This is a genomic window from Ruegeria sp. YKSD163, from assembly GCF_059612905.1.
On the sequence record NZ_JBXWRM010000007.1, the window covers coordinates 111,750 to 128,071 of the forward strand.

The window sequence follows — 16,322 nt, forward strand, 5'->3', positions numbered from 1 at the left end:
CCAAAAGAAGGGATAGCTGTCTTGATGCCATTTGGCACGCTATCTCTCAAGCCAGCAAATACGCGACAAAGGAGAGACCTCATGCTGCGCCAGGTCACCCATTCTGACCAGATCGTCACCCTTGAACTTGCCGATAGCACCATCACCCGGTTTCACGCGATCTGGCTGCGCGACAATGCGCTGGACCCGGAGACCCGCGCGCCCGGCAATGGCCAGCGCCTGATCACCATCGGCGACATTCCCGCCAATCTGAGTATTCGCGCGGCCTCGTTGGCTGATGGAGCGCTTTCGGTGACCTTTCAACCTGAGAACAAGACCGTCGTCTATCCCGCCGACTGGCTGGTCGCGCATGCCTATGACCGGAATCAGGTTCATCCGATCGGATGGACCGCCCCCGGCATCACCACATGGGAAGGCGGCATCGCCGCGCCCGGCGCCGACTGGACCGCCGTGCACGCCAATCCGGCGGTCAAGCGCGACTGGCTGGCGGCAGTGGCCGAATTCGGCTTTGCCCGACTGACAGGCGGCCCCGCCGAACCGGGCGCCTTGCTCAAGGTGGCCGACCTTTTCGGCTATGTCCGCGAAACCAATTATGGCCGCTATTTCGAGGTGCGAACCGAGGTGAACCCCACCAACCTTGCCTATACCGGGCTGGGCCTTCAGGCCCATACTGACAACCCCTATCGCGATCCGGTGCCGACGCTGCAAATCCTCTACTGCCTGGAAAACAGCGCCGAGGGTGGCGATAGTATCGTCGTTGACGGCTTTCGCGCAGCAGAGCGGTTGCGGGATGCCAATCCCGAAGGGTTCGCGCTGCTTGCAGGCTATCCAGCGCGCTTCGAATACCGGGGATCTGGCGGCGTCTGCCTGCGCGCGCGGCGTCCGATGATCGAACTGTCACCCGACGGTCAACTGATGGCCATCCGTTTCAACAACCGCTCGTCGGCCCCCTTCGTGGATATCCCCTTTGACAAGATGGAGGCCTATTACGCCGCCTATCGCCAACTGGCCGAGCTCATCGACGACCCGGAGATGGGGGTCACGTTCAAGCTGGAACCGGGCGAGAGCTTCATCGTCGACAACACCCGTGTCCTGCATGCACGCACCGGCTATTCGGGCGCCGGGTCGCGCTGGCTGCAAGGATGCTATGCCGACAAGGACGGGCTCCTCTCAACCCTAGCCGCAATGGAGGCCGCCGGGCTGGAGGCCGCGGAATGAACCCTGATTTCACGGCTCTAAACCGCGACAACATCGTCGCGTTCCTTGCCGACATCTTCGCCCGACGGGGAGGCGAGGAATATCTGGGAGAGCCGGTGACCATGGCCCAGCACATGCTGCAAGGCGCTACCATGGCCGAACAGAACGGCCTGCCCGAAGAGATCATCGTCGGCGCTCTCTTGCATGATATCGGGCATTTCACCTCGGAATTCGGCACCTATCACCCCGATGACACCGAAGACCGCCACCACGAGGATGCGGGCGAGGCGGTGCTGGCGCCGTTCTTCCCGCCAGTGATCACCGATTGCGTGAAATATCACGTGGCCGCGAAACGCTATCTCTGTGCCACCAAGCCAGCATATTTCGCGCGCCTGTCACCCGCCTCGGTCCATACGCTGGAGTTGCAGGGTGGCCCGATGAGTACCGAAGAGGTGGCCGAGTTCGAAAGAAACCCGAACATCGAGGCAATCATTCAGGTCCGTTATCTGGACGAGGCCGGCAAGCGAGCCGATATGGAAACCCCAGATTTCGACCATTTCGCGCCGATGGTTCAGCGCATGGTCGACCGGCACTTGCTGGGGTCATAGGATGGAACTGGGGGCCAGCCCCCAGACCCCCGGAGTATTTTCAACCAGAAAGAAGCTATTTCGCTGCTGCTTCTTTCTGGTTTGCAAATACTCCCGCCGGAGGCTCCCGCCCGCACGACAAAGACCCGCGCGGACGAAGGCATGTTGTGCTGCGATCTACTCGGCAGCCCAGCCGCCGACAGCCTTGACCTCAAGGAAGTCTTCCAAGCCCCAGACGCCGCCCTCGCGCCCGTTGCCGGACTGTTTCATGCCGCCAAAGGGCGACCCGGCGGAACGGGATTGGCCGTTCATCTCGACCATGCCAGAGCGCAGCGCGCGCGCCATACGGTTTGCGCGGGCGGCGTCCTGCGTCTGCACATAGTTGGTCAACCCGTAGGGCGTGTCATTTGCGATCTCGATCGCCTCTTCCTCGGTATCGAAGGGGATCATGGTCAGGACCGGGCCAAAGATCTCTTCGCGCGCGATGGTCATCTGGTTGTTGGCATCCGCAAACACGGTGGGGCGCACGTAATAGCCCTTGTTCAACCCTTCGGGCCGACCGGTTCCGCCTGCGACCAGGCGGGCGCCTTCGTCGATGCCCTTCTGGATCAGGTCTTGGATCTTGGACCATTGCAGTTCGTTCACCACCGGGCCGATATGGCGACCTTCGTCCATCGCGTTGCCCACGGTGACCTTGCTGGCCACCTCGGCGGCGGTTTCAACCGCCTGATCGTAGATCGGGCGCTGCACCAGCATACGGCTGGGCGCGTTACAGCTCTGGCCGGTATTGTTCATCATGTGCAGCACGCCGCGCTTGACCGCCTTGTCATCGGCATCGGCAAAGATCACGTTGGCGCCCTTGCCGCCCAGTTCCAGATGCACTTTCTTGAGCGTATCGGCAGCCGCCTTGGAGATCGCGGTGCCCGCTCGGGTCGAGCCGGTGAAGCTGACCATGTCGATATCGGGATGCGATGAAAGCTGCGAACCCACGCCCGCGCCATCGCCATTCACCAGGTTGAACACACCCGGCGGGAAGCCCGCCTCGTCCATCATCTCGGCAAAGATCATCGCGTTTAGCGGGCTTTGCTCGGAGGGTTTCAGGACCATGGTGCAGCCCGCGATGGCGGCGGCGCCGACCTTGAGCGTGATCTGATTCATCGGCCAGTTCCAGGGCGTGATCAGCGCCGCGACGCCCACCGCCTCGTAGATGATGCGGTCATTGGGGGCATGATCGCCCAACGGGCGCTCGAACTGAAACGCCTTGGCAGCGCGGATGAAGTTCTTCAGGTGCCACGTGCCCGCGCCCACCTGTTGGCTGCGCGACATGTCGATGGGCGCGCCCATTTCCAGCGACATCGCCTGTGCCAGATCCTCGCCACGGGTCTGGTAGATCTCGATCAGCTTTTCGACCAGGGCGATGCGCTCGGCGACGGGGGTTGCCATCCATCCCGGCAGTGCTGCCTTGGCGGCGGCGACGGCGGCATTGGTATCTGCCTCGGAGCCGAGGGAGATGACGGCACAGGGTTCTTCGGTCGACGGGTTGATGACCTGGAAATCGTTGCTGACGGCAGGCGCAACCCAGGCGCCGTTGATATAGAAATCACGCTTTTCGATCATGTCTGCCTCTCCTGATCAGACGGTTTTCGACCGGACGGTCGAGAATCGGAGCAACTGTGTCACCCATGACAGCGCGCGGCAAGGGGCGGCCGCAAAATTTGATCAAATTTTGTCGCCGCACAGAATTCTAGTGGCGGCACCTTGTCGCGGGTGATGTAACCGGGTGGACCAGTCGCTAGATTGGACGCGACTGACTCGCACTCACAGCAAAGGAGATCCCCATGGGTTTGCGCATCAACGATATCGTTCCCAATTTCGAGGCCGATACCGACAAGGGGCGTATCGCGTTCCATGACTGGATCGGCGACAGTTGGGCCATCCTCTTCTCGCATCCCAAGGATTTCACCCCGGTCTGCACCACCGAGTTCGGCGCCGTGGCGCAACTGGCCGATGAATGGACCAAACGCAACACCAAGGTGATCGGCGTTTCGGTCGACGGCGTCGAAGATCACAAGAAATGGAAGGGTGACATCGAAAGCTTTGCCGGCGCCACCGCCGGCTTTCCGATCATCGCCGACGAAGGTCTGGCGGTCTCCAAGGCCTTTGACATGCTTCCCGCCGACGCCTATCTGCCCGACGGTCGCACCCCTGCCGACAGCGCCACGGTACGCTCGGTCTTTATCATCAGCCCCGACAAGAAACTGCAACTGTCGATGACCTACCCGATGTCGGTCGGGCGCAACTTTGCAGAGGTGCTGCGCGCACTTGACGGGCTGCAGCGCACCTATCAGCAGCCGCTGGCCACGCCGGCCAACTGGGAAATCGGGCAGGACGTGATTGTCTCGCTAGCGCTGGACAATGCCGCCGCCGAAGAAAAATACGGTGCGCTGGACATCAAACTGCCTTATCTGCGGTTTGCAAAGAACCCGGGCTAAGCCCATCGCGGGCGCGGGGTGACCCGCGTCCGTCAACGATAGAAAGACCTTTGCCATGGCCTCTTTGAAACGCTGGCTCGATCTGCGCCGCAACCCCTGGAAGGCCGAGCATTATGCCGGGCTCAAGGCCTGGCGCACCGACAATGCGCTGAAGACGCGGTTTCATACCTATGACGATCTTGCCCCCGGGGCTGTGGTTCTGGATGTGGGCGGGTTCGAGGGTGGCTGGGCCGATCTGATCCTGTCCGTTCAACCCCAGGCGCGGGTACATGTGTTCGAACCTCACCCCCGATTTACCAATGCGCTGAGGGCGAAATACGCCGACATGCCGAATGTTTCGGTGCATGATTTCGCCATGGGCGGGGCCGAGGGTACCCTGACGCTCAGCGACGATGGCGATGCCTCCTCGGCCTTTGGCGGTCAGGGCGGCGCGCTTGCGGCGCCGGTGCGTCCTGTCGGCGCGGTTTTTGCCGAACTGGGGTTGGACCGGGTCGATCTGATGAAGGTCAATATCGAAGGTGGCGAATACGATCTGCTGCCTGCCCTGCTGGACAGCGGGCTGATGCCCCGCATCGCGCGGCTGCAAGTCCAGTTTCACCTGTTCGAACCGGCGCTGATCGACACCCGCGCGGCGATCTGCGCGCGGCTGGAGGAAACCCATGACTGCGCCTGGTGCTACCCGTTCATCTGGGAGGAATGGCGCCTGCGCTAAGGCGCCTTCAGCCGCGTGACCGCCGCCGCACCGCCGCACGATAGCGCGCGCGATGCCATTCGCGGGTCAACCGCTCACCCAGGCTCTTTTTCGCACCGATAGTGCTGCCTCCGATAGCTCCGGTGCGGTCTGTGAGGCCCGAAGGGCTGACCACTCCCAGCCGCAGCCCGGTATGCCAGTGCATTTGCAGGAACGTGTCGACCGGCCGGTCAAACGGTTCGGTCAGGGCCAGCAGCCGTTCCGCCGCCCAGCGCGCCACCAGCTGGCCCGAGGTGCGCAGCGGTGTCAATTCGGGCTGCATCAACACGGATTGCCCTTGCTGATCTATCGCGGGCGCGGTCACCGGACGGGTTTGAAACTGGATATAGCCCATCTGCGCCACATGGCGCTGCGCCAGCGCCAGCGCATCGGCAAAGCCCGACTCCAACGCCATGTCATCCTCGATGATCAGTGCGGCCTCCGCTTCGCTCTCAACCAGCCGAGACCAGGCGGCGCGGTGGCTAAGGAAACAACCGATCTCGCCCGGACGCAGGTCAAAGGGATAAGCGGGTTGCAGGATCCCGGGCCGAAAGGCCCGGCCCCGCGCCTCTGGCGCCAGTGCAGCACCATCGACCGCAGGCAGCAGCGAAGCGTAGGGCAGTTGCGCCACCAGCGCCTCGGCCTGCGCGCGCCGGTCCTTGGCGCGTTCCAGATGAATGACGAAACCGATCAGATCCATGCCGGACCTCCCTGTCGCCGCCTGTCCAACGCGCGGCCCGAATGGAAAAGGCCCAGACAGGATGTCCGGGCCTTTCCGTCTCTGCAATACCAGAGGCTTATTCCGCCTCAGAGGCCTCTTTCTTTTCCGGAACGATCTCTTCGCCGGTTTCCTGATCGACAACCTTCATCGACAGGCGCACCTTGCCGCGATCGTCAAAGCCCAAGAGCTTGACCTTCACTTCCTGACCTTCCTTCAGAACGTCCGAGGGATGGTTCAGGCGGCGGTTCTCGATCTGGGATACGTGCACCAGACCGTCGCGCTTGCCAAAGAAGTTCACGAAGGCGCCGAAATCGACGATCTTCACGACTTTGCCGGTATAGATCTGACCCTCTTCGGGTTCGGCCACGATGGACCAGATCATGTCATAGGCCTTCTTGATCGAGTCGCCGTTGGGCGAGGCGATCTTGATGATGCCATCGTCGTTGATGTCGACCTTGGCGCCCGACACTTCGACGATCTCGCGGATCACCTTGCCGCCCGAACCGATCACTTCGCGGATCTTGTCGGTGGGGATCTGCATGGTCTCGATGCGCGGTGCATGGACCGAGAAGTCGGCAGCGCCCGACAGCGCCTTGTTCATCTCGCCCAAGATGTGCATCCGGCCGTCCTTGGCCTGCGACAGGGCTTTCTCCATGATCTCGGGGGTGATGCCCGCGACCTTGATGTCCATCTGCAACGAGGTGATGCCGTTTTCGGTACCCGCCACCTTGAAGTCCATGTCGCCCAGGTGGTCCTCGTCACCCAGGATGTCGGTCAGAACCGCATAGGATCCGTCGTCTTCCAGGATCAGGCCCATGGCCACACCGGCGACGGCGGATTTCAGCGGCACGCCCGCATCCATCATCGACAGAGACCCGCCGCAGACCGATGCCATCGAGGACGAGCCGTTGGACTCGGTGATCTCGGACACCACGCGGATGGTATAGGGGAAGTCGGTCGGCGCCGGCAGCACCGCCTGCAGCGCGCGCCAGGCCAGTTTGCCATGGCCGATCTCACGACGGCCGGGCGAACCCACGCGGCCAACCTCGCCCACCGAATAGGGGGGGAAGTTGTAATGCAGCAGGAAGTTGGATTTGAAGTTTCCGTGCAGCGCGTCGATGAACTGTTCGTCATCGCCGGTGCCCAGCGTGGTCACAACCAGACCCTGGGTCTCGCCCCGGGTGAACAGGGCCGAACCGTGGGTCCGCGGCAGCAGGCCGGTTTCGGCCACGATCGGACGCACGGTGGTGGTGTCGCGACCGTCGATCCGCTTGCCACCCTTGACCACGTCGCCGCGCAGGATGCCGGCTTCGAGTTTCTTCAGGGCAGAGCCGAGGTTGCCGTCCGCCAGCTGTTCCTCGGTCAGGGCGGCCTTGATGGCCTCGCGCGCGGCGGCAACGGCTGCGGTGCGCTCCTGCTTGTCGGTGATCGCGAAAGCGGCGCGCATCTGCTCTTCACCGGCGGCTTTGACGGCGGCGTAGAGGTCGGAATAGTCCGGCGGGGTAAAGTCGAACGGTTCCTTGGCGCATTGTTCGGCAAAGGCGATGATCAGGTCGACCACCGGCTGGATCTGCTCATGCGCAAAGGTCACGGCGCCCAGCATCTCGGCCTCGGTCAGCTCATAGGCCTCGGATTCCACCATCATCACGGCGTCCTTTGTCCCGGCGACAACCAGGTCCAGACGCTGTTCGGGGTTCAGGCGCAGGTCCTGCATGTCGTCAACCGTCGGGTTCAGGACATATTCGCCATCAACAAAGCCCACACGGCAGCCCGCGATCGGACCCATGAAGGGAACGCCCGAGATGGTCAGCGCGGCAGAGGCGGCAATCATCGCAACGATATCGGGATCGTTGACCAGATCGTGGCTCAGCACGGTGCACATCACCAGCACTTCGTTCTTGAAGCCCGGCACGAAAAGCGGGCGGATCGGCCGGTCGATCAGGCGCGCGGTCAGCGTTTCCTTTTCGGTCGGGCGCGCCTCGCGCTTGAAGAAACCGCCCGGCACCTTGCCGGCGGCATAGTATTTTTCCTGATAGTGGACCGTTAGGGGAAAGAAGTCCTGGCCCGGCTTCTGCTCGCGGGCAAAGGTCACGTTGGCCATCACGCGGGTCTCGCCCAGAGTGGCGACCACCGAACCGTCGGCCTGACGGGCAATCTTGCCCGATTCCAGTGTCAGCGTTTCCTCGCCCCACTGCATCGATTTCGTCGTTACATCAAACATGTGCGTATCCTAGATGGGAGCACTCCCAGGCGTATCCCGGGTCTCCCGTTTCAATGGCGGCCCCATTGCCGCCGACCCCGTTATCATTTCCTTCACGGTGCCGGGGTCGGGGCACCACGTCTCAGATTTTGCGCCCATACATGAGTTTGGGCCGGATTAAAAGCGAAATGGCGCGCGCCACAGGATGCGGCGCGCGCCTCGGTCTCGTCAAGATCAGGCCGGGCGCACGATCAGTTGCGGCTGGCCGTCCGAGGTGCGCCGGCTGGAGCGGCCATCCCATCCGATCTCTCCGCTGACCCGTTGGCGCAGGGCCGAGAAACTGTCGAACCGGACCACATCGACCGGCTGGTCGAAATGCAGCGTGATGCGACGGTGGCCACCATCGCCCAGCACGGACAGGCCCCGGATCTCGGCGGTGAAGGGCTGGCCCAGATATTCGCCGCGCACCCGATCACCAACGCTGAAATGCAGCCGGTTGCCGGCTTCGGCCACCAGTGTGTTCCAGTCGCGGACACCGTGTTGGTGGGCCACGAGTTCAAGCGCGCGGGAATGGCTGATCGGGGTACCCGCAGCGTGCAGATCGTCGCGCAGGCGACGGGCTTGCGCCTTGTACGCCTCGATGGGCGCGGTGGGAATTCTATGTGTCATCTTTGCCTCGTTTTCCAGAACGGGCGCATCAAAACGGACGGGGCTCGCATTGCCATCCAAGCGCCGGAAAAGGGCAAGGATCGTGATCAAGCGGGTTTCACCAAGGCCAAAAGGCCGCGAGCGGCAGGGAACCCGAACCTGGCGGTTAGATAGGTAAGGGAGCCCGAGCTGTCAACAAGCCCCCATTGAATGGCGTTTGATCCTACACAATTCATCACGGTTTCTTTACTAAGTGCCGAAACCAAGAAGTTTGCATCATGATCACCACCCGCCTGCACGGCCGCCTTGGCAACCAGATGTTCCAATATGCCGCCGCGCGCGGCCTGGCCGCCCGATTGGGCACGCAAGTCGCGCTGGACACCCGGCTGGCCGAGGCCCGTGGCGAAGGGGCGTTGACCCGCGTCTTCGAACTCGACCTAGCCCGCCCGGACCGTCTGCCGCCGCTCAAAGGCGACGGCTTCCTTCGTTATAGCGCCTGGCGGCTGCTGGGTCTGGCGCCGCAGTTCCGGCGCGAGCGCGGGTTGGGCTACAACCCTGCGATCGAGGGTTGGGGCGACGGCAGCTATCTGCACGGATATTGGCAGTCGGAACGCTATTTCGCCCATATCGCCGACCGCATCCGCGCCGATTTCACCTTTCCCGCTTTTTCCAACAGTCAAAACGCGGAAATGGCCGCGCGGATCGGCGAATGCCCTGCAATCTCGCTGCATGTGCGGCGGGGGGACTACGTGGCGCTGGCCGCCCATACCCTGTGCGACCAGCGCTACTATGAGGCCGCGCTGGCCCGGGTACTCGAGCGGGTCGCTGGCAATCCGGTTGTCTTTGTCTTTTCGGACGATCCCGGCTGGGCGCAAGACAACTTGCCACTGCCGGTGCAAAAGGTGGTGGTGGATTTCAACGGGCCCGAGACCGATTTCGAGGACATGCGCCTGATGAGTCTGTGCCGCCACAATATCATCGGCAATTCCTCGTTCTCGTGGTGGGCGGCATGGCTGAACGCAAACCCCGACAAGCGGGTAGCCGGCCCCGCCCGCTGGTTCGGCGATGCGAAGTTGCACAATCCCGACCTCTTGCCGCCCGACTGGCTGAAGATCGAGGTCTGAGCGCGCCGCACATTCGCGGCGGGGGGCGCTGCCCCCATGTCCCCCGGAGTATTTGCGGCAAACTGTAGGGGGTAACGGCGCTTCAGAAGGGCGCGGGCGCACGAAAGGTCATCGAACGACCGCTTTCAGGATGTTTGAGGCGCAGTTCCTCGGAATGCAGCATCAGGCGCGGAAAGGCCTTTGCAGCGCCGGTGGCATAGAACGGATCGCCCAGGATAGGGTGACCCAGCGCCTGACAATGCACCCGCAACTGATGCGACCGCCCTGTGCGCGGCAACAGGCGCACGCGGGTGGTATCCCCTTCGTATCGCAGCACCCGCCAATCGGTGACGGCGGGCTTGCCGGTCTCGTGACAGACCATCTGGCGCGGCCGATTGGGCCAGTCGACGATCAGTGGCAGATCGACGCTGCCCGTCTTTGGCTCCAGCCGCCCCCAAAGCCGCGCGACATAGGTCTTGCGGGTCTTGCGCTCCTCGAACTGGCGGCCGAGGTTGCGCTGCGCGTGGGGCGTCTGGGCAAAGACCATCACCCCGGATGTGTCCCGGTCCAGCCGATGCACCAGCAGCGCGCCGGGAAAAGCAGCCTGCACCCGTGACAGCAGGCAATCGGCCAGATGCGCGCCGCGCCCCGGCACCGACAACAGGCCGGCGGGCTTGTTCACCACGATCAGTTCGGCATCCTCGTGGAGCACGTCCAGCGGGTCTTGGGGCGGATTGTAATCGTCACTCATGGCCGCATGCCCTAGCGCAGACGACGGGTTCTCGCAACGTCGCGCTTGCGCCGGTGGGCGGGCGGCGCAAGGCTGCGCTCAAACCATCGAGAGGAGAACGCAGATGCACCCCACGATCGCACGGATGCAAGAGGTAGTGGCCAAGGGCGACGAAAGCCTGATCCACGCCCTGCTGGCCGAGGATGTCCGCTTCCTGCCGCCGACCTATTACAAAACCTGGACCGGTCGCGACCCGGTCGCCGCGGTTCTGGGCCATGTCGGACAGGTGTTTTCCGAGTTCCGCTATCGCCGCGTCATGGGCGAGGGCAAGGATTGGGCGCTGGAATTCCAGTGCAAGGTCGGCGATCTGGATGCGGTCGGCGTCGACCTGATCACCCTCAACGAGGACGGGCTGATCCAGGACTTCGAGGTGGTCATGCGCCCCTACAAGACCGTGGGCGCCCTGCGCGACGCAATGAACGCGCGGGTGATGACCGATGCACGTTTCCTCAAGTATCGCGAGGCGCTCAGCTGATCGGGATCGACCAGATTCTGCGCCTGCCCCTGTTGCCGGTTCTGGCCGCACAGGGGCTGGCGGTTCGGCGCAAGGCACAGCTCTTGCCCGAACCCGCAGGTCCGCGCGCCGGCAGGGCGGGCAGCGGCCCGCTACTGAGGTTGCTGATCGCGGGCGACAGCTCGGCCGCCGGGGTCGGTGCCGCGACCCAGGACGAGGCGCTGAGCGGCCGGCTGGTGGCGCGGCTGGCCGAGGAATATACGCTCGACTGGCGGATCGAGGCGACGACCGGCCACACCACCCGCGACACGCTGGACCGGTTGGTCCGTCTAACCGGATCGTTCGACATCGCAGTCACGGCGCTGGGGGTCAACGATACCACGCGCGGCACCAGCGCGCGCGGGTTCGCCCGGCGCCAAGCCGCACTGCTCGATCATCTGACAGGGCCACTTGGTGCGCGGATGGTCATCGTGACGGCGGTGCCCGACATGGCCTTGTTTCCGGCCCTGCCGCAGCCGCTGGCCTGGGTGCTGGGTGCACAGACCCGGCGGCTCGACCGAGCCTTGCAGCAGGTCGTGCAACGCAACCCGTCTGCGCTGCATCACCATCCGATCATCCCACCCGACCCGGCAATGGCGGCCCGCGATGGATATCACCCCAGCCCGCTGGCCTATGACCGCTGGGCCGAGGGGCTGGCCGGTCTGATCCGCGATCAGGCCGCGCGCCGCATCTGCCGCAGCATTGGCACCGAGTAGATCACCAGCGCGGCCCAGATCATCGGGAAGGCGATCATGCGGCCACGGTCGATCTCTTCTCCGAACAGGGTGATGGCGGTGATAAAGATCATCGTGGGCGCGATGTATTGCAGGATACCCATGGTCGACAGGCGCACCAGCTTGGCCCCGTTGGCATAGAACAACAGCGGCACCGCCGTCACCACACCGGCCCCGGCCAGCAACAGGCTGTCAGCCCCGAAGCCGCCGAAATGCCCCTGCCCCTGCGCCATCAGCCAGAGGACATAGGCCAGCGCAAAGGGCATCAGGATCAGCACTTCGAGCAGGAAACCCTGGTTCGGACCGATGGGCAGAGACCGCTTGAACAGCGCGTAAAACCCCCAGCTGACAGTCAGGCTGAGAGCGGCCCAGGGCAGTTTCCCGGCCTCGAAGACCAGCACGGCCACCCCTGCGGCCGCCAGCATGATCGCAAGAACTTGTATCCGGGTCAGCCTCTCCCCCAAGATAAGGGCTGCGAGGGCGATGCTGAAGAGCGGGTTTATGTAGTAGCCCAACGCTGCATCTAGCGCATGACCGCTAGTGATAGCCCAGACATAGATGGCCCAGTTGACCGAGATCAGCGCCGCCGTGACACAGGCCATGCCCAGCATGCGCGGGTTGCGCAGCGCGGCGCGCAAATCGCGTGTCCGGCCCAGCGCGATCAGCAGGATACCCGCCACGGGCACCGACCAGACGATGCGATGGGCCACCACCTCGACCGGGGGGATGTGAGATAACGCCTTCATATACAAGGGTAAAAATCCCCAGAGGAGATAGGCCGTGATGGCCAGTGCCAAGCCGCGCGGGGTATCCACGTTCTGGGTCTGGGTCATCCGCGATCTCCTTCACTTGTGCAGGTGTATTGCAGGTGCAGGCCGGAAAAGGAAAGCGACAAAACTGAGTGGGGGTCATCAAGACCCGTGATGGGTCGCGGATCGGGGCGCAGCATTCGAACCGGATTTGTACCGCGAATTGACCGTTTTGTACGCGGCCTAGACCCCTGATTGACCGTTTTGTACAGAGGAGGTCAAACCGCAACGGAGCATCGAAACCGAAGGATCGCGCGGCGGCGCCGCGCGCTCCTGCCCTGGTCAGGGTCGGGTCAGACCTTCACCCTCTCGGATTTCGGATCATACATCGGGGCAAGCGAAGCCTCTGCACGGACTCGGGTGCCCATCACGTCGATCTCATAGGTCGAGGCCAGAACATCCGCCGCGCTTTCGCCTGCGCAGGGGACATAGCCCATGCCGATGGCGCCGCCCAGGTGGTGACCATAGGCGCCCGAGCTGAGATAGCCGACGATCTGACCGTCCCTGAGCAGCGGCTCGTTGTGATAGAGCAGCGGTTCGGCGTCGGTCAGGCGGAACTGGACCATGCGGTTTTTCAGCCCCTCGTCCTTTTTCCGCAGCACCGCGTCACGGCCAATGAAATCGGGCTTGTCGGTCTTGACGGCAAAACCCAGACCCGCCTCCAGCACGTGATCCTCGGGCGTGATGTCATGGCCGAAATGGCGGAACGCCTTTTCGATCCGGCAGCAATCCATCACATGCATCCCGCAGAGTTTCAGGCCCAGATCCTGGCCCGCCTCGAACAGGGTTTCAAACGCGTGGCCCGCCATGTCGGAAGAGACGTAGATTTCCCACCCGAGTTCACCCACATAAGTCACGCGGTGGACGCGGGCGAGGCCCATACCCAGTTCGATTTCCTGCGCGGTACCAAAGGGGTTCACGTCGTTGGAGAAGTCGTTCGGGCTGACCCGCGCCATCAACTCGCGCGCCTTGGGTCCCATCACCGCCAGCACGCCTTCGCCCGCGGTCACGTCGGTGACCACCACGCGGAAATCGCCCACAAGGCGCATCATCCGGGTCTGGTCGGCATAGCGGGTGGCAGCAGGGGTGACGACCAGATAGGCGGTCTCGCTCAGGCGGGTGACGGTAACGTCGGCCTCGATCCCGCCGCGCGCGTTCAGGAACTGGGTATAGACGATGCGGCCCACCGGCACGTCGAACTGACCGCCCGCGATATGATTGAGATAGGCGGTGGCGTCCGGCCCCTCGACCCGGATCTTGCCGAAGGAGGACATGTCATACATGCCCAGCCCGGTGCGGATCGCCCTGTGTTCCTCGGCCACGTTGTCGAAGAAGTTCTGCCGCCGCCAGCTGTAGCGATATTCGCGCTCCTGATCCGGGCGCGCATACCAGTTGGCGCGTTCCCAGCCCGCCAGTTCGCCGAACACGGCACCTTGTGCCTTGAGATGTTCGTGGAACGGGGTGCGGCGCACCCCGCGCGAGGTGGCTTTCTGCCGATAGGGGAAGTGATCGGCATAGAGCAGGCCCAGCGTCTCGGTCGAGCGTTCGACCAGATAGCGCTTGTTGCCCTGGAAGGGCTGCATGCGGGCGATATCGACATCGCCCAGGTCAAAGGGTTTCTCGCCGCTGTCCATCCACTGGCTGAGCGCATGGCCCGCGCCGCCCGCCGACTGGATCCCGATCGAGTTGAACCCGGCGGCGACCCAGACGTTGTCCATCTCGGGCGCGAGACCAAGGTGATAGGCGTCGTCGGGGGTAAAGCTTTCGGGTCCGTTGAAGAAGGTGTGAATGCCCGCGCTGCCCAGCATCGGCATGCGGTTCACGGCGGCCTCGAGGATCGGTTCGAAATGGTCGAAATCCTCGGGCAGCTGGTCGAATTCGAATGTATCGGGGATGCCGTCCATGCCCCAGGGTTTCGATTTCGGCTCGAACGCGCCCAGCATCATCTTGCCCGCGTCTTCCTTGTAATAGGCGCATTCGTCGGGGACGCGCAGAACCGGCATCTGGGTCAGGCCCTGGATGGGTTCCGAGACGATGTAGAAATGTTCGCAGGCTTGCAGCGGCACATTGATGCCCGCCATGCGGCCCACCTGATGGCCCCACATGCCGGCGCAGTTCACGATCATCTCGCAGGCGATATGGCCCTGTTCGCTGCCATCATCGCTGATCCAGTCGACGCCGGTGACCCGGCGGCCCTGTCTGGCGATGTTGGTGACCTTGATCCGTTCCTTGACCACGGCGCCGCGCTGGCGGGCGCCCTTGGCCAGCGCCAATGCGATATTGGCCGGGTCGGCCTGACCATCGGTCGGCAGCCAGACACCGCCGGTGACACCGTCGAGGTTGATGTGCTGATAGCGCTCCTTGACCTCGGCCGGTGACAGTTCCTCCACCGGGACGCCAAAGGCGCGGGCCATGGCGGCGTTGCGATAGAGCTCTTCCAGCCGCTCACCCGTCAGCGCGACCGAGACCGAACCGACCTGACGCATGCCGGTGGCAACGCCGGTCTCGGCCTCGAGCCCCATATAGAGCTCGGCCGAGTAGCGGGCGAGCTTGGTCATGTTGGAGCTGGCACGGAGCTGGCCGATCAGGCCCGCCGCATGCCAGGTGGTGCCCGAGGTCAACTGCTTGCGCTCCAGCAGCACCACGTCTTTCCAGCCGAGCTTGGTCAGGTGATAGGCGACCGAGCAGCCGACGACGCCGCCGCCGATGATGACCACGCGGGCCTTTGTGGGAAGATCAGCCATGTATGTCTCCGGATCTTGGAATTTGCCCGAGAATGCCACGGGAGGGCGACAGGAAATCCATCAAAAACGTCACGCGACTTGCAAAAATCACCGCTGCGCGACGGCTCGTTTCTGTCGCCTGAGGGCAAAGGGAGTAATGCCGTAGAAGCTTTTGTAGACCGCCGAGAAGCCGTTGGGGAAACCGCAGGCGAGGCCAATCTCGCGGACGCTGAGCGTGGTGTTGAGAAGCAGGGTATTGGCCTTGGCCAGCCGCATCTCGCGGTAGAAATTGTTGGGCGTGGTGCCGAGATAGGTCTTGAACTTGCGTTCCAGCGAGCGGTTCGAGAGGGCCAGGGCGGCGACGATCTCGTTGATCGGCAGGGGCTCTTCGATATTGGCCTGCATGATCTTGACACACTGGTCGAGCGCATCGTCGCCGGTGGCGCTGGTCTTGAGGCCGGACACCGGCTGCATCGCGCCAAAATCGCGGATGTGTTCGTGCAGCATGATGTCGGCCACGGTCATCTTGGCCGGACCCGAGATGTGCCGTCCGATGACCGAAAGCGCCACGTCGACCGTGGCCCCCATACCGGCGCAGGTGATCACCGGACCCCGCTGTGTGGCGATGGAAAAGCGCGCGTCGAAACGCGCGCCGCGTTCGCGCAGAAAGGCCGCGTTCTCCCAATGGGTAGCCAGATCAGCGCTGCCGCGTTCGTTGATATAGCGGCTGGCGGCCTCGGCCAGCAGGAACACCTGTGCGCCGCGAAAGGTATAGTCCTGCACCACCCGGCCCAGCGACAGGTCGGGCTGGTCGGGGTCGGTGTTGCCGATGACAAAGAGGTAGTCGGCCTGCGGTTGGCTTGGCACCCGCTCGGTCGCGACCACGGCGCCGCTGCTGCTTTCGATCAGGCCACCGCGCAGGGAACGGTAGGTGAAGGCAAAGGGCGGATTGGGACAGACCCGGTTGGCGATGCGCAGCACATCGACAAGGCCCGCCAGTTCGGTCAGCACAAAGCCGGGGGCGACGAGCACATCGAATTGCCAGGTCTTCTTGTCCGGGTTCACCAGACGCAGGTTGCGTTTGGCCGTCATGGC

At 63.5% G+C, this 16,322-nt stretch carries 15 protein-coding genes; 7 read left to right on the plus strand and 8 right to left on the minus strand.

Annotated features, from left to right (window positions below):
• Positions 1-81 precede the first annotated feature (81 nt).
• Entirely contained in the window at positions 82-1,218 is a 1,137-nt protein-coding gene (gene tmpA, locus AC2FNA_RS11355; protein ID WP_496826562.1) for a 2-trimethylaminoethylphosphonate dioxygenase, read from the plus strand.
• The gene (tmpB, locus tag AC2FNA_RS11360) at positions 1,215-1,805 is read left to right on the plus strand and encodes a (R)-1-hydroxy-2-trimethylaminoethylphosphonate oxygenase (protein WP_496826564.1); all 591 of its coding nucleotides are present in this window, start codon (positions 1,215-1,217) and stop codon (positions 1,803-1,805) included. Before tmpA ends, tmpB begins: the two co-directional genes overlap by 4 nt.
• Positions 1,806-1,961: 156 nt before the next feature.
• On the opposite strand, the gene AC2FNA_RS11365 is transcribed toward tmpB, so the two are convergent.
• Positions 1,962-3,401, minus strand: coding sequence for an aldehyde dehydrogenase family protein (locus tag AC2FNA_RS11365; protein ID WP_496826566.1), 1,440 nt, complete (start codon positions 3,399-3,401; stop codon positions 1,962-1,964).
• A 221-nt stretch (positions 3,402-3,622) separates the two neighbouring features.
• Here AC2FNA_RS11365 and AC2FNA_RS11370 point away from each other — a divergent pair, with 221 nt between their 5' ends.
• Both AC2FNA_RS11370 and AC2FNA_RS11375 read left to right on the plus strand, forming a co-directional pair.
• Complete coding sequence (locus tag AC2FNA_RS11370) at positions 3,623-4,276, plus strand: peroxiredoxin (protein ID WP_496826568.1); 654 nt, start codon at positions 3,623-3,625, stop codon at positions 4,274-4,276.
• 55 nt (positions 4,277-4,331) lie between these two features.
• Positions 4,332-4,988 (plus strand): FkbM family methyltransferase, encoded by a 657-nt coding sequence (locus AC2FNA_RS11375; RefSeq protein ID WP_496826570.1) that lies wholly within the window; start codon positions 4,332-4,334, stop codon positions 4,986-4,988.
• A 7-nt stretch (positions 4,989-4,995) separates the two neighbouring features.
• On the opposite strand, the gene AC2FNA_RS11380 is transcribed toward AC2FNA_RS11375, so the two are convergent.
• The 3 genes from AC2FNA_RS11380 to AC2FNA_RS11390 form a co-directional block, all read right to left on the minus strand.
• The gene (locus AC2FNA_RS11380; protein WP_496826572.1) at positions 4,996-5,706 is read right to left on the minus strand and encodes a glycosyltransferase family 25 protein; all 711 of its coding nucleotides are present in this window, start codon (positions 5,704-5,706) and stop codon (positions 4,996-4,998) included.
• A gap of 97 nt (positions 5,707-5,803) precedes the next feature.
• Positions 5,804-7,948 carry a polyribonucleotide nucleotidyltransferase gene (gene pnp / locus AC2FNA_RS11385; RefSeq protein ID WP_234138490.1) on the minus strand — a complete coding sequence of 715 codons (2,145 nt, stop codon included), beginning with the start codon at positions 7,946-7,948 and terminating at the stop codon, positions 5,804-5,806.
• 213 nt (positions 7,949-8,161) lie between these two features.
• Entirely contained in the window at positions 8,162-8,596 is a 435-nt protein-coding gene (locus tag AC2FNA_RS11390; RefSeq protein WP_234182647.1) for a glyoxalase superfamily protein, read from the minus strand.
• A 257-nt stretch (positions 8,597-8,853) separates the two neighbouring features.
• Between AC2FNA_RS11390 and AC2FNA_RS11395 the strand changes: the two genes are divergently transcribed.
• A complete protein-coding gene (locus AC2FNA_RS11395; RefSeq protein WP_496826575.1) occupies positions 8,854-9,699 on the plus strand; it encodes an alpha-1,2-fucosyltransferase in 846 nt (281 codons plus the stop codon).
• A gap of 82 nt (positions 9,700-9,781) precedes the next feature.
• Here the strand turns inward: AC2FNA_RS11395 and AC2FNA_RS11400 are convergent, their stop codons facing one another.
• Positions 9,782-10,429 (minus strand): RluA family pseudouridine synthase, encoded by a 648-nt coding sequence (locus AC2FNA_RS11400; RefSeq protein WP_496826577.1) that lies wholly within the window; start codon positions 10,427-10,429, stop codon positions 9,782-9,784.
• A gap of 103 nt (positions 10,430-10,532) precedes the next feature.
• Here AC2FNA_RS11400 and AC2FNA_RS11405 point away from each other — a divergent pair, with 103 nt between their 5' ends.
• Both AC2FNA_RS11405 and AC2FNA_RS11410 read left to right on the plus strand, forming a co-directional pair.
• Positions 10,533-10,943 carry a nuclear transport factor 2 family protein gene (locus AC2FNA_RS11405; protein WP_496826579.1) on the plus strand — a complete coding sequence of 137 codons (411 nt, stop codon included), beginning with the start codon at positions 10,533-10,535 and terminating at the stop codon, positions 10,941-10,943.
• 32 nt (positions 10,944-10,975) lie between these two features.
• Positions 10,976-11,677: an SGNH/GDSL hydrolase family protein gene (locus AC2FNA_RS11410; RefSeq protein WP_496826581.1), complete on the plus strand. Its 702-nt coding sequence runs from the start codon at positions 10,976-10,978 to the stop codon at positions 11,675-11,677.
• On the opposite strand, the gene rarD is transcribed toward AC2FNA_RS11410, so the two are convergent.
• The 3 genes from rarD to AC2FNA_RS11425 all read right to left on the minus strand — a co-directional run bounded on the left by rarD (position 11,635) and on the right by AC2FNA_RS11425 (position 16,319).
• Positions 11,635-12,528 (minus strand): EamA family transporter RarD, encoded by an 894-nt coding sequence (gene rarD, locus AC2FNA_RS11415; protein WP_496826583.1) that lies wholly within the window; start codon positions 12,526-12,528, stop codon positions 11,635-11,637. The two genes, AC2FNA_RS11410 and rarD, sit on opposite strands and share 43 nt — an antisense overlap.
• A gap of 269 nt (positions 12,529-12,797) precedes the next feature.
• Entirely contained in the window at positions 12,798-15,248 is a 2,451-nt protein-coding gene (locus AC2FNA_RS11420; protein ID WP_496826585.1) for a GcvT family protein, read from the minus strand.
• A gap of 87 nt (positions 15,249-15,335) precedes the next feature.
• The gene (locus tag AC2FNA_RS11425) at positions 15,336-16,319 is read right to left on the minus strand and encodes a GlxA family transcriptional regulator (protein ID WP_496826587.1); all 984 of its coding nucleotides are present in this window, start codon (positions 16,317-16,319) and stop codon (positions 15,336-15,338) included.
• Between the last annotated feature and the right edge of the window lie 3 nt (positions 16,320-16,322).

Coding starts and splice junctions, on each gene's coding strand:
- tmpA (WP_496826562.1), top strand. CDS start 82: ATGCTGCGCCAGGTCACCCATTCTGACCAGATCGTCACCCTTGAACTT.
- tmpB (WP_496826564.1), top strand. CDS start 1,215: ATGAACCCTGATTTCACGGCTCTAAACCGCGACAACATCGTCGCGTTC.
- AC2FNA_RS11365 (WP_496826566.1), bottom strand. CDS start 3,401: ATGATCGAAAAGCGTGATTTCTATATCAACGGCGCCTGGGTTGCGCCT.
- AC2FNA_RS11370 (WP_496826568.1), top strand. CDS start 3,623: ATGGGTTTGCGCATCAACGATATCGTTCCCAATTTCGAGGCCGATACC.
- AC2FNA_RS11375 (WP_496826570.1), top strand. CDS start 4,332: ATGGCCTCTTTGAAACGCTGGCTCGATCTGCGCCGCAACCCCTGGAAG.
- AC2FNA_RS11380 (WP_496826572.1), bottom strand. CDS start 5,706: ATGGATCTGATCGGTTTCGTCATTCATCTGGAACGCGCCAAGGACCGG.
- pnp (WP_234138490.1), bottom strand. CDS start 7,948: ATGTTTGATGTAACGACGAAATCGATGCAGTGGGGCGAGGAAACGCTG.
- AC2FNA_RS11390 (WP_234182647.1), bottom strand. CDS start 8,596: ATGACACATAGAATTCCCACCGCGCCCATCGAGGCGTACAAGGCGCAA.
- AC2FNA_RS11395 (WP_496826575.1), top strand. CDS start 8,854: ATGATCACCACCCGCCTGCACGGCCGCCTTGGCAACCAGATGTTCCAA.
- AC2FNA_RS11400 (WP_496826577.1), bottom strand. CDS start 10,429: ATGAGTGACGATTACAATCCGCCCCAAGACCCGCTGGACGTGCTCCAC.
- AC2FNA_RS11405 (WP_496826579.1), top strand. CDS start 10,533: ATGCACCCCACGATCGCACGGATGCAAGAGGTAGTGGCCAAGGGCGAC.
- rarD (WP_496826583.1), bottom strand. CDS start 12,528: ATGACCCAGACCCAGAACGTGGATACCCCGCGCGGCTTGGCACTGGCC.
- AC2FNA_RS11420 (WP_496826585.1), bottom strand. CDS start 15,248: ATGGCTGATCTTCCCACAAAGGCCCGCGTGGTCATCATCGGCGGCGGC.
- AC2FNA_RS11425 (WP_496826587.1), bottom strand. CDS start 16,319: ATGACGGCCAAACGCAACCTGCGTCTGGTGAACCCGGACAAGAAGACC.